Source organism: Candidatus Desulfatibia sp., from assembly GCF_036446775.1.
Taxonomy (GTDB): domain Bacteria; phylum Desulfobacterota; class Desulfobacteria; order Desulfobacterales; family UBA11574; genus Desulfatibia_A.
Map to the genome: position 1 here is coordinate 1 of NZ_JAZFTO010000335.1, position 13,122 is coordinate 13,122.

Below are 13,122 nucleotides of genomic sequence, written 5' to 3' on the forward strand. Positions count from 1 at the left end.
GAACATCGAACAGACTGAACATCGAACATCGAACGTCCAACGTTGAACATCGAATAATGATGTCGCTCCGCTCTGCAATTTAATTTCGTTCGTTTTTTTTTATTCATCATTCGATGTTGGACGTTCGATGTTCGATGTTCATCTTTTTCAGTAAACCTTCCACAGTCCATCCGGGGCAAAAAAACATTGCGCTTATGGACTCTGAACCCTGAACCTATGAACCCTGAACCTATGAACCCTGAACCCCTGAACCTCTGAACGTTTACGTATCATGTACCATGTGACGCTCAATCAATTCAACCAAATCAATAGCCTCTATTTTTCCTTCCAGACCGCTGGTTTTGATAGCATCTTCAATATTGACCAGGCAAAAGGGACAGGCCGTCACGATCACGTCGGCACCGGCCTGTTCGGCCATCTCCACCCTCAATCTCCCCATCCTGATCTCTTCCTCGGGCTCATAAAAAAGCATCAGGCCGCCACCTCCGCAGCAAAACGAACGATCCTTACATTTGGACATTTCAACTCTTTTTAAGTTCGGTATGGCGTCAATAACATCTCTGGGGATATCATAAACGCCGTTATGCCGCCCCAGATAGCAGGGATCATGATAGGTGTACGTCGCACCGTTATCTTCAACTTCCTTTAATCGAATTTTTCCGCCCTTGATCTCTCTGGCAATCATCTGACTGATGTGCTCTACCGGCGGCAGACCCTGATAGTCATTTTTCAAAGCATTGAAGGCATGTGGATCTGCTGTTACAATGCTTTGAACGTCGGACCTGATAATCGCATCCGTGTTTTGATCCCTTAATTCCTGGAAAAGCATCTCCTCGCCAAACCTTTTAACCTCATGCCCGCTGTCTTTCTCAGCCGGCCCCAAAATACCAAAATCAATCCCGGCGCTAAAAAGAATTCGTGCTGTAGCTCTGCCGATTTCCTGAATGCGGTCGTCATATGAAGTAATACTGTCGACAAAGTAAAGAATGTCGGCCGTCTCTTTTTTCTTCAGAATCTTTATATTGCAGTCTTCAGGTAAATCTTTTATCCAGTCGGCTCTTTTTTTCGCGGTCTTGCCGTAGGGATTTCCCCGCTTTTCAAGCGCTCCCAGCGGTTTTTGTAAGGATTGAGGCACGTTTCCATCATCAACCATACCTCTTCTGACGTCAACGATCTTATCAATATACTCTATCAACACCGGACATTCTTCTTCACAGGCTCCGCAGGTAGTACACGACCAGATTTCGTCTTCTTCGAGCACATTACCGATTAAAGGCCGGCCATTTACCGGCTGGCCGAAAAGCGGGTATTTTGCGAAAGAATAGTTCCGGCACTTAACCGAAATAAACCGCGGAGAAAGCGGCCGACCCGCGGCATTAGCCGGGCAATGATCAGAACACCGCCCGCAATCTACACAGGAATAAAAATCGAGCATTTGCTTCCAGGTAAAATCCTCGAATGTTTTAACCCCAAAGGACTCCAAATCGTCAAGCTGATCGTCGGCAACACCCCATCGAACCGGCTTTACAGTACCTTTGTTAAGTTTAAGAAAAAATACGTTCGGCAGGGACGTAATTATATGAAAATGCTTCCCCAGCGGCAGAAAACAGAGAAAGAAAAAAAATATCAGTTCATGCGAAAAATAAGCCCCCAGGTGCAAATTTTGAAGTTTATCAAGTGATGAAGCACTCAAAACATGGGCGGCAAACCAGGTTCCGGTACCCGGTACAAGAAGCTCGGTTTTTAATCCTTTTTGAATCTGTGCCGCAGCCTGGCTGCCTTCAAACACCATATCAAAGGTGACAAGTCCTGTAATCAGCAGCAAAACAAGCATGGCTTCCCAGGTATGATCCTTGCCGTATTTGGGCGGCACAGCGTAACGTTCGGGTTTGAGAACTCCCCGCCGGAACATGGCCGCCACACAGGCCACAAGGACCCAAGTCCCTGCAAAATCTTTGAGGACACCGTAAACAACTCCAGCCGTACCACCCATGCCCGGCAATACATATCCTTCTGAAATTCCAAGTAATACCAGCGTAATAGATCGTAAAGAAAGGATCATGAAACCGGCAAACAGAAAAATATGAATGATGCCGGCATCCATATATCGCGGGTGGCGGTACTGACCAATCACGTATTTGAGCATGTTTAACAGCCGTTGAATTAAATGATCAAAGCGCTGGTCAGGCGCAGCCAGAACAAGCGGCTTTAGGCGCATAGCTATAATGTAAGCAAAGACTCCCACTCCAATCAGTGGTATCAGCAGTGAAAAAATAACCGTAGGAATCCCAACAAGCGTAGCCTTTGCCGGAGAGATCAGCATTGTTTCCATTTGTCGTGCATCCGACTCCTTTCACAGTAAACAATCTTGTGACTGCATTACGATTAACAGCCCCGATTAGCGGGTTCTTCGCTGCGCTTCAACAAGCAGCGGAGAATGCAAATATAAAAGTTATGGACTTAAATGAATGAACGTTCATTCATTTTTTATAAGCACATTTCCATTCTGTCAAGAAAAACCTTTGCTTTAGATTTTGTTGGCTTTATATATTATACCCTATTCTTGACAAAATTTCGATTTCATCTTAACAGTGCTATATACAGACCTCGGTATTTACTTTAATATAAATAACCGTAGACTTTTATATACCGTGGGATTGCAAATAAATTGGACATCAGGTCGGTCTAGGTTATTAGGTTCAGGGTTCAGGCCTCCGGCTCGTAGAGGCACGATCCTACGCCTCGGAGAGGTTCAGCGCTGCGCGCTTTTTTCCTAAACCGTTGATTCAATAGGGATGAGACAATTAGACGGCCGACCTCTGAACCTTTGAACGTTGAACCTTTGAACCCGTGAAAGGAGGCTCATGTGACCACAGCAATCAAATACGAAGACAAACCATGGTTGGCCAGTTATGAAAAGGGCGTCCCCCAAAAGGTAGATTACGAGGAAATTGCCCTGCCGGCCATTCTGGAGCGATCAGCCGACCAGTTCCCTGAGAAAATGGCAGTGCTGTTTCAGGGCTATAAGATTACCTATCGTCAACTCAATGATATGGTCAACCGTTTTGCCGCCTGTTTGCATGAATTCGGTATCAAAAAAGGCGACAGCGTCGCCATCCTGCTGCCAAACCTGATACCCTGCGTTGCGGCCTATTACGCCATCTTGAAATTAGGCGCGATAGCCGTCATGAATAACCCTCTCTATTCAGACCGGGAACTTGAACATCAATTCAATGATTCAGCATCAAAAGCCCTCATAACTTTGGATCTTTTAGGCAATCGCATGATCGATCTAAGGCCGAAAACACAGATCAAACAAATCGTTTATACTTCCATCGGCGATTACCTGCCCTTCCCTAAAAGCCTTTTATTCCCGCTGGTCGCCAAAAAGAAAAAACTGGCCGCCGATGTAAAATCAGCGGACAACGTTTTCAAATGGAAAGACGTTCTGGCCGCTCATCCTCCCAATCCTCCCCTGGTTGAGATTTCTCTTGATGATGTGGCCATGTACCAGTACACCGGCGGAACTACCGGTATTTCCAAAGGCGTCATGCTCACCCACGACAACCTCAACAGGCAGGTTCAGCAGGTCGCCGCCTGGTTTCCAACATTCAACAAGGGCAATGAAATTATGTTGGGCGCCCTTCCATATTTCCATGTGTTCGGGATGTCAACCGCCATGAACTTTGCCATTTACATGGGATGGGGCCAGATTCTTGTTCCCAAGCCCCAGCCGGAAGCTCTGCTGGAAACTATTGCAAAATTCAAACCGACCTTTGCGCCCCTGGTTCCTATGATGTATATCGGCATGCTCAATGATCCCAACATCAGCAAAGTCGACATGACTTCTATTAAAGGCTGTTTTTCCGGAAGTGCCCCCCTGCCGCTTGAAGTTATCAAGGAATTTGAGCAAAAGACGGGCGCCGTCATCGTTGAAGGCTTCGGCCTGACGGAGTCGGCGCCGGTAACTCATATTAACCCGTTTGCGGGCGGCAAGCGAAAGGTAGGAAGTATTGGGGTTCCGATCTCCGACACCGAGTGCCGTATTGTCGATCTTGCCGACGGCAAGACCGATGTTGCAACTGGTGAAATCGGTGAGCTTCTTATTAAAGGTCCCCAGGTGATGAAAGGCTACCATAATAAGCCTGAAGAAACGGCCGCAACCCTGGCCGACGGCTGGCTGCATACCGGGGATATCGCCAAAATGGATGAAGAGGGGTATTTTTATATTGTCGACCGCAAAAAGGATATGATTATATCCGGCGGCTATAATGTTTATCCGCGCGATATTGAGGAAGTATTTTATCAGCATCCCCAAGTTATGGAAGCCGCTGCCATCGGAGTACCGCACGCAACGCGCGGTGAGCAGGTCAAAGTATTTGTGGTATTGAAAGAAGGGGAAACCGCTACCATGGCGGAACTCATCGAATTCTGCAAAGATAAACTGGCCACTTACAAGCTTCCAACGGAAATCGAATTTAGAGCTGAGCTGCCCAAAAGCAATGTGGGGAAAATTTTGAAAAAGGAACTCCGGGTAGAAGAACTTGAGAAACGGCAAGCAGCACAGAAATAAAATCGTGTTACGATTTTATTTAAAAGGGATACTTTTTACCCTTAATAACTTTTTCGGCAATCCGGCGCCTTAAGTTAACGGTGTTTACCGGCTGATAAGCGGCAAGCTTGTCTACTGCCGCAAGCAAAGCGACCAGAGCATCACCTTTTTCAACAAAGGCCAGAACCTGCTTGGACCAGTGGACGATTTTCGGAATGGCATCATTAACATAAACCTGCACGACGGCCGTGTGATACTCGGCCCGCTTTTCCCCCTTTTTATCAATCATTTTTAGGGCCCTGAGCAGGCCGCTTTCCATCGCAAATATCTCGATGATCATATCTGCCAAAAAAGCCAGCACTTCCTGCTCTTCCGCCAGGTCGGCCAACAAATTACCGGCCGCTTTGCCAAGGGTCAAGAGCAAAATCTTCTTGCTCATTTTAACCTGATGCTGCTGTGCGGCCAGGGGGGCATCATCAAACCCGGGCGCATCCGGCACTCCGGCCTGCACCTCTTCTTCTACTGCCTGAACCGCATCGAAAAGAGCAAGCCGGCCTTGCACGGCGCGTTTCAGAACGGTCCCGGCAATCAACAGCCGGTTGATCTCGTTGGTACCCTCAAAGATTCGGTTAATGCGGGCATCCCGGTATATCCCCTCGGCCGGATATTCGGCTATATAACCATAGCCACCGAATATCTGAACTACCTCGTCGGCACAGAAATCAAGGCGCTCACTGTCATATACTTTAGCAATCGAGCATTCAACGGCGTACTCTTCGATGGCTTTGGCATTTTCGGCCCCCTCTTTCCTGGCTTGCGGATCCAGCGAACTCAGTTTGTCCTCTATCATGGCTGCCAGTCGATATGTGAGCGACTCGGCCATAAAGATACCGATGCACATATCTGCCAGCTTGTTTTTGATCATGCCAAAAGAGGCGATTTTTTTGCCGAATTGCTCACGGGTTGTTGCATACTGTGTCGCCTCGGCAATGATTACCTTGCATCCGCCGGTAACGCTGGCACCAAGTTTATATCGGCCGATATTGAGGACGTTAAATGCGACCTTGTGCCCTTTGCCGATTTCAAAAAGAACATTTTCTACCGGCACCATGCAATCCTTAAATATGACAGATGTGGTAGAAGACCCTTCTATGCCCAGTTTCTTTTCCTCGGGACCGCTGGAAACACCGGGGAACCTTCTTTCAACAATAAACCCCGTAAATTTCTCTCCATCCACCTTAGCATAAACAATGAAGAGATCGGCCCAGGCACCGTTGGTAATAAAGATCTTTTCACCGTTTAACAAGTAGTGGCGGCCGTCATCAGAAAGTGTGGCCGTTGTCTGCGCATTCAGGGCGTCGGAACCGGCACTCGATTCGGTCAAACAGTAGGCTGCCAGCCACTCGGCCGTACCAAGTTTCGGCAAATATTTCTTTTTTTGGGCCTCGGTTCCAAAATAAACGATGGGTAAGGTGCCGATTACGGTGTGGGCGGAATGGGAAACCGAAAATGAAGCCGCACCACCTAATGCATCAGCAACAAGACACGTGCTGATTTTATCCATCCCTTCGCCGCCATACTCTTCAGGAATATCGGTAGCGTTAAGTCCGAGGTCACCGGCTGTTTTCATCAACGATCGGGCCAATTCTTCGTTTTTCTCACTAATCAGCTCCATATTGGGCCGGATCTCCTTTTTTACGAAATCGAGGGCCGCAGCATAGATCATTTTGTGTTCCCTGGTCATTTCTTCCGGAATAAATACATCTTCCGCTGTGGCATCCGTAACTAAAAATTCTCCACCGGCAAACATTTTTCTTTCCGGCATCCTTTTCTCCTTTAACCTTTCAATCTGCGATCAGGCCCAACCGGCCGGATTTCGCATAAGTAAATTATCCGCCGAAGGAATCCTCTAAGATCTCTACCGCTGCGCCGTTGGTTGTCAAAATGGCGTTGAACTTGCCCATCGTAATCGGAAGAATCGAGTGAACAAAAAACTCTGTACTCTTTAACTGCCCCTCGTAAAAGGCAACATCCTTTTTTCGGGCACCTTTTTCCAGCTTTTGAGCGGCAACAGTTGCTCGCCACAATAGCATCCAGGCCATCACTACATCACCGGTAACTTCCATAAAAGAATAAGCAAACGCAAAGGCCTTCATCGCCTCGGGCGACATGGCAGATGCACCCATGTGCAGGCCGACTTCGCCCAGTTTGTTGACAGCCTCTTGCACCAAGTCTGCAAATTCTTTTAGACCCTCTATCTCCCTGGCGGCTGCAATCGACGCTTGCATTTCTCCCAAAAGATCCATAACCGGTTTGCCTTTATTCAATCCCAGCTTTCTTCCCAGAAGATCCATAGCCTGTATACCGTTGGTACCTTCATAGATCATAGTGAGTCTACAATCTCGCACAAGCTGTTCCAAAGGATAGTCTTTAATATATCCATACCCGCCATAGACCTGGAGGCCGTGGTTGCAGACTTCAAAAGCTCTGTCGGTTACATATCCTTTGGCAATCGGTATCAGAACATCTATGAGCCCCTGATATTTTTCTTTCTCCTCCGCGCGCTTGGCAACTTTAACGTTGTCTTCACACATGCCGACATAATAAAGCAGGCTCCGCATTCCCTCTACATAGGCCTTCATCGTTATCAGTTGTCGCCGTACATCCGGATGCTGGATAATAGGAACCAACGGTGCATTTTTATCTCTCATCTTAAGAAGATGCTTCCCCTGGAGCCGCTGGCGGGCATAGTTGACCGCATACATATAGGCTGTCGACGCACAGGTAAAACCCTGAAGACCAACCAGCAGGCGGGCTTCGTTCATCATCAGGAACATGGCTCGCATTCCTTTGTTCTCTTCGCCCAGCAGGGTCCCTTTGCATTTTCCTTTTCCGCCCAGGGAAATTGAACAGGTTGCGTTGCCGTGGATACCCATTTTCTCTTCAATGCCTGTGCAGACCACATCGTTGAACTCGTCCAGACTACCGTCATCATTAACCCAAATCTTGGGTACGAGAAACAGCGAAATGCCCTTGGTCCCCGCCGGAGCCCCTTCGATGCGAGCCAGAACCGGGTGAATAATGTTTTCTGCCAGATCATGCTCGCCGCTTGAAATGAAAATTTTACTGCCTGTAATTGAATAGGTCCCATCCGGATTCTTGACTGCTGATGTCGTCAGCGCACCAACATCCGAACCTGCTTCGGGCTCTGTCAGAAGCATTGTGCCGGTCCATTCACCCGTATACATTTTTTTTAAAAAAAGTTCTTTTTGTTTATCGGTCCCAAAGGCTTCAATCAGTTTTCCCGCACCTTGGGTCAGGCCCGGATACATCATGAAGGCATAATTGGCACCCACCAAATAGTCACTGGCAGCCAGCGAAACCACCATAGGCATTCCCTGTCCGCCCCACTCAGGGCTCTCCGACATGGCAACCCATTCGCCTTCTTTAATAATCTCGTAGGCTCGGTGAAAGGATTCCGGAACCGTTACCTTGCCGTTTTCGAACTTACAGCCTTCCTGATCCCCTAACAACTGGGTCGGGAGAATTTCCTTGATTGCCAGATTGCGTGCTTCGGACACAATCATGTTGATGGTCTTTTTGTTGAATTCGGCAAACCTTTCGTGTTTGCTAAGTTTTTCAACTTGTAATTGTTCATGCAGAACAAAATCGATGTCCCTGCGATCCGCGATAAATTGTGTCATTTTTTTCTCCCTTTATGTGCCGATTCCTTTCAAAAATAGCTCTACCAGCGGGTCTGCCATGGATACAAGGTCGTACTCTCCTTCTGAGTGCAACCAGGTGTTGATCACCTCATCTACGCCCCCAACAATAAAGCGCTTAACCAGTCCCAGGTATAAATTCTTGCGAATAATCCCTTCTTCTTGGCCCTGTTCGACGATCTCGGCAATAATATCCAGATACATCTTGGACATTTCTTTGATCTGCTGTTCTACCAGGCGATGACTCTTGTGTGTTTCGGTAAAATATACCACAGCCATGTTGCGGTCATTCTGGAATTCTTCAAGATGCCGGCGTATAAGGTTCCGAAGTTTATCTATCGTGTTGTCGGCCTGCTCGACTTCTTCCCTCAAACGGGCAAATACCTGCCTGGTCCTGAAACTGAAAAAGTGGACCAGAATGTCATCCTTATTTTTAAAATAAAGATAAATGGTGCCGTCAGCCACTCCGGCTTCTTTGGCGATCTGCGATACGGTTGATTGAAAAAATCCCTGCTCAGAAAATACCTTCACCGCCGCTTCAAGAATTCGATGATATTTGTCGTTTGCTTTTGTGTTAATGGTAGGCCTCCTTCTTAACTAATTACATTCCATTTTTATGAATGAGCACTCATTCATTTATCAAAAAGGTGTTTAAGTGTCAAGAAAAATCGATAAAAACCTGCTCGCCTTGACTCTAACTCTTTTTAATTTAATAGTAATTAGTTAAATAGGATGGGATAAATTTTAGGCGTTAAAAGGCCTGTTTAGCACTGTCTGACTGAATGAGCATATATTCATTTTTGTAAAGAGAAAACCCCCGACCTTTTTTTGTAAAGACCGGGGGTTTGTTATTCTTAATGATCTAGGCTTCTCAAAATGCCGTTATTAAACTCGGTACATATCTTTTTTTAAATATAGTGTAGATGACCGATGGATAAGATGCACGTGCATCAGAGAAGCCTCAATCATTAATTCAGAGTTAGTTTCTGTAAATAACCGCTATAATCGACGGCAGAATCGATTCGATACCTGTTTCAGGAGCCGGTTTTACAATTACTTCATCGATGTGATTTTCAGGGTTCAGCAGGGTTGCGGCCTTTTCCGGAGATGACGACCAGACAATGATATGCGGCATGCTTGTGCTTGTCTTTCTCAAGCGGTCGGCAAGCTTGGTCGCGTCACCGTCAGGAAGAATACTGTCAGAGACTACCACCGTGAATTCTTTCTCTTCGGCGGCTTGAAGGGCCTCTTTTATATTGCCGGTTTCAGCGGTCGAAATTCCTAAAGTTTTTAAAAGCCGGCTCAGCTGTTTTTGCTGGACGGAAGAGGAGGAGACCAGCAGAATCTCCAGCTTGCTCTCAAAAAGAGGACCCGTCCTGTTGGCAAGATCGACAAAGGCTTTACCCAAATAACGGCTTCTAACGAGCATGGCCCTGGAACGGTCAAACGAAGCTGCCGGCAAGGTCATCTCCAAGAGACGCCGGGCCGTTGAAATTTGAGATATTTTCTCTTCAAAACGGGATCTGGCCCGCAAGATTATAAGCTGAAGCTGCTCTGCGTTAACAGGTGCTTCCAGGTAGGCTGACAGGCCTTCATTAAAAGCTACAATCAGATTAGATACATCCGGCGCCACATCCGTTATAATGGTTTCAAACGGCACGGGTAAAAGTGATACTTCCTGGATAAGCTTAACACAGAAAAGATCTTTCCAGACCGCCGGAAAAAAAATCAAACCGCCTTCAAGTCCATCGAGAAGAGCGCTCATATCATGGTGATCGGCGGGCAGGGTTAAGGCGCGAGTTTCTATTGACATGGCATCCAGAGTGTCAAACAGTGATACATCCAGAGGATAGTCATCATTTTGCATCAGATAAGTTTTCATTTTCATCATCTTTTAAAAGTCCGTGTTCAAGGTGTATTATTTAGTCATAAACGCCATCAAAATATTAAGAAACTAAACCCTTATAGGGTAAACCAAATCCGGACCCTTTTGACCCGAATTCTTTACCTAACTGCTGCTAACAACACTCACCAGATTAGCACCATAGTGTTTTGTGAAAAGCTCTTCCAGTGCTTTCTGGAGAAAATCCTGATCATGAGTTGATGTAAACAAGAGTTTGATTTTTCCGTTCATCATGCCTTTTTCTATATCAGCCAGCAGAGGGACTGTTCCCAGCACGTCCCCCACGTCACAAATGCGCCTGTAAATCAGACAGGCAACCAGAAAAGACGGCTGGGCGCCGGGGTTGAATTCAATATAGATACGATAGAATTTAGCGTTGTTTTTGCGATGCATCAGGGCACGATATTGTGATTCATGGGTTAATCTGATTTCTGCTGCCGCCACGTCGTCAATCTCCTGCTGCTCGAAGCTTTCTTCAGGAAGCATATCTTTACTGCGCTCAACAATATCCTCGGCCGCCTTATCCTCCCAGGTTCCCGCCTGCATGTTACGCACCACATCTTCGATGTATGAAACCCCGTCCATGATGATATCCATCACCTCGGGTGTGATTTCCATCTTGCCGCTGCGCGTGCTGTCTAAAACGGACTCAATGCCGTGTATAGTTTCACCGCCTTTGGGCAGCCCCATCATAATAAAGTTGCCTTTAATGGTGTGGAACAACCGGAAAGCGGCATGCACCTTCTCGTTGTCGGAAGGGTCGGATTCAAGGGCAAAGACAGCTTCATTCAAATCCGGAAAAAGTCTTTCCAATTCGGCCACATACTCCTGCCTGGCCGCTGCGGAAACTTCTGTTTGGGTATCCTGCGGACCCTCTGTGAAAGCGTCGCTTGCCGCTGTCTTTTTTTCAGAGGCTGCTTCGAGGTCAGTGGTTTCCTCAGAGTCTTTGCCCTTGACCTTGCTGGCGACATCGCGCACCTTTTCATCCAGGGCCAGACTGATCAGGCCGGGAACATCCACAATGTATCCTAACTTTCGGCCGCCCAGAATGGTGGAACCTACCAGACCGATGGTGGCGATGGATTCATCAAAGGGTATAATGACCAATTTTTGCGGTGCCAGAAATTCGGTCACCTTAAAGGCCACCTTTTTGCCTTTATGTTCAACAATCAGGATAGGTATGCTGCCGCTACTCGCAGCCCAGTCAAAGTCGGCACACCTTTTATCGAGGACATGGTTAAGATCGTGAAGCGGCAACAGACTGTCAAGATATTTCACCATTCTCCCTTTTTCAAGGGCAACTGTAATATCCTCTTTACTCAGGGCAATGGAAGCAACCACATTGGAGATAGGGAAAGCGAAAATGTTTTCATCCGCACTGACTACCAGCGCGTCAACAATATTAACCGCGGACGCCAGTGGAATGCGGATCGTGAAAGTAGTACCTTGGCCGGCTGTGGTTTTGAAAAAAAAGGTGCCGCCCAGGTTGTCAATACTGTTCCTGACCACATCCATACCAACACCGCGCCCGGATATCTTGGAGACTGTCTCTGAAGTGGTCAATCCCGGCGTGCACATCAGCTCCAAGGCGATCTCTTCCGTTATGGGGTCGTCCTTGCCGATGATGCCGCTTTCAACACCTTTCTTGTGCAACTCCTGTAAGGGTATGCCGGCACCGTCATCCTCGATTTCAATAACGGTTTCCTGATCGGTATTATAGGCTTCAAAAACAATCCGGCCCTCTTGGGGTTTGCCGTGACGCACCCTGGTCTGAACATCTTCAATGCCGTGGTCAACCGCGTTGCGCAATTGGTGGGCGATGGGATCATAAAGCTGATCTACAATGGCTTTATCAATGGTGGTTTCTTCGCCCAGCACTTCAAAATTTATCAGCTTGCCGGTTTTGCGCGAAAGATCCCGTACCAGGCGCCGGGACCGAAACCCCATGTCTTTAAGATTTACGGTCCGGATGGATTGAACCAGCCGGTGCAGATCCCCGGAGAGCAGCGAGGTGGAAGAGGCCAGGTCTTTGGCGGCATCCAGCGCTTCCTGATCCACATGAGCCTTTTTGTCGTAAAGGTCCTGCATGTTTTTATAAACAAGGCCCTGATTGCTCGATGTAATAATAACTTCCCCGGCCAACAGTAACAAGCGGTCTAATTCTTCACCTCTTACCAGCATATTTTCCGAATGTTTAATTGTTCTGTTCATGGTTTTCTCTCAGGATTGTAGGAGTCAAAATACGATCTAAAACTCTTTTGACAGTTTCAGGTTCAACGGGCTTGGGTATGTAATCATCAGCGCCTTGACGCAGCGCCTTAACGATGTAACGGCTGTCATAATGCGTCGATATAACCACAATGGGCATGTCCGCCCATTCCGGCGTTTTTCGAATTTCCTCGCAAAGCTCAAAACCATCCATTTCAGGCATCACCAGGTCGGTAAAGACTACATCGAACTTGTCTTGGCGTAAGGCTTTTAGAGCCTCAACACCGTTGGAAGCCTCGGAAATATTGAGGTCTAACGGCTTTAAAGTGGCGCACAGCCCCTGACGCATCTTTTGGTAATCATCAACAACCAATACCTTGAGATTATTAAGTTTCATGCTAAGTAGACGCTCCTGCCCCGATTGAGCGATTATGCTCAATTGGAAGTTAATTTGTTATTTGTTATTAGAATGTCGATCTCCCTTTTTATGATTGCAATATATGTGCCAGTTAGATATGATGGTTTCGTAAAAAGTAAAATTTTCCTTTTTACGAACGTTTTAAGTTTTAAGTATCTGCAAATAATCGTAAAATAATAACCTAAAACCTAAAACTTAAAACCTAAAACGCGATGAATTCGACTTTTTACGAATTCATCAAGTATTGAAGGATAAATTTTCTGTTAAATTGTTGACAGCGTTATACAAAAAATTGTCGACCAATGCACACATGGAGCAA

8 protein-coding genes are annotated in these 13,122 nt (G+C 46.8%); 1 reads left to right on the forward strand and 7 read right to left on the reverse strand.

Going from position 1 to position 13,122, the window contains the following annotated elements:
- Positions 1–262: 262 nt before the first annotated feature.
- Positions 263–2,332 (reverse strand): (Fe-S)-binding protein, encoded by a 2,070-nt coding sequence (locus V3S16_RS15655; RefSeq protein ID WP_413886607.1) that lies wholly within the window; start codon positions 2,330–2,332, stop codon positions 263–265.
- 534 nt (positions 2,333–2,866) lie between these two features.
- On the opposite strand from V3S16_RS15655, the gene V3S16_RS15660 reads away from it, so the two are divergent.
- On the forward strand, positions 2,867–4,573 hold the full coding sequence (locus V3S16_RS15660) for a long-chain-fatty-acid--CoA ligase (RefSeq protein WP_413886609.1): 1,707 nt from the start codon (positions 2,867–2,869) through the stop codon (positions 4,571–4,573).
- A 19-nt stretch (positions 4,574–4,592) separates the two neighbouring features.
- Here V3S16_RS15660 and V3S16_RS15665 read toward each other — a convergent pair whose 3' ends face one another.
- The 6 genes from V3S16_RS15665 to V3S16_RS15690 form a co-directional block, all read right to left on the reverse strand.
- Positions 4,593–6,377: an acyl-CoA dehydrogenase family protein gene (locus tag V3S16_RS15665; protein ID WP_413886611.1), complete on the reverse strand. Its 1,785-nt coding sequence runs from the start codon at positions 6,375–6,377 to the stop codon at positions 4,593–4,595.
- A 64-nt stretch (positions 6,378–6,441) separates the two neighbouring features.
- Positions 6,442–8,256, reverse strand: coding sequence for an acyl-CoA dehydrogenase (locus V3S16_RS15670; protein ID WP_413886613.1), 1,815 nt, complete (start codon positions 8,254–8,256; stop codon positions 6,442–6,444).
- A 12-nt stretch (positions 8,257–8,268) separates the two neighbouring features.
- Positions 8,269–8,853: a TetR/AcrR family transcriptional regulator gene (locus tag V3S16_RS15675; protein ID WP_413886621.1), complete on the reverse strand. Its 585-nt coding sequence runs from the start codon at positions 8,851–8,853 to the stop codon at positions 8,269–8,271.
- Positions 8,854–9,253: 400 nt separating this feature from the next.
- Complete coding sequence (locus V3S16_RS15680; RefSeq protein WP_413886615.1) at positions 9,254–10,156, reverse strand: response regulator; 903 nt, start codon at positions 10,154–10,156, stop codon at positions 9,254–9,256.
- Positions 10,157–10,282: 126 nt separating this feature from the next.
- Positions 10,283–12,388, reverse strand: coding sequence for an ATP-binding protein (locus tag V3S16_RS15685; RefSeq protein WP_413886617.1), 2,106 nt, complete (start codon positions 12,386–12,388; stop codon positions 10,283–10,285).
- Positions 12,372–12,782 (reverse strand): response regulator, encoded by a 411-nt coding sequence (locus V3S16_RS15690; protein ID WP_413886619.1) that lies wholly within the window; start codon positions 12,780–12,782, stop codon positions 12,372–12,374. Before V3S16_RS15690 ends, V3S16_RS15685 begins: the two co-directional genes overlap by 17 nt.
- Positions 12,783–13,122 lie beyond the last annotated feature (340 nt).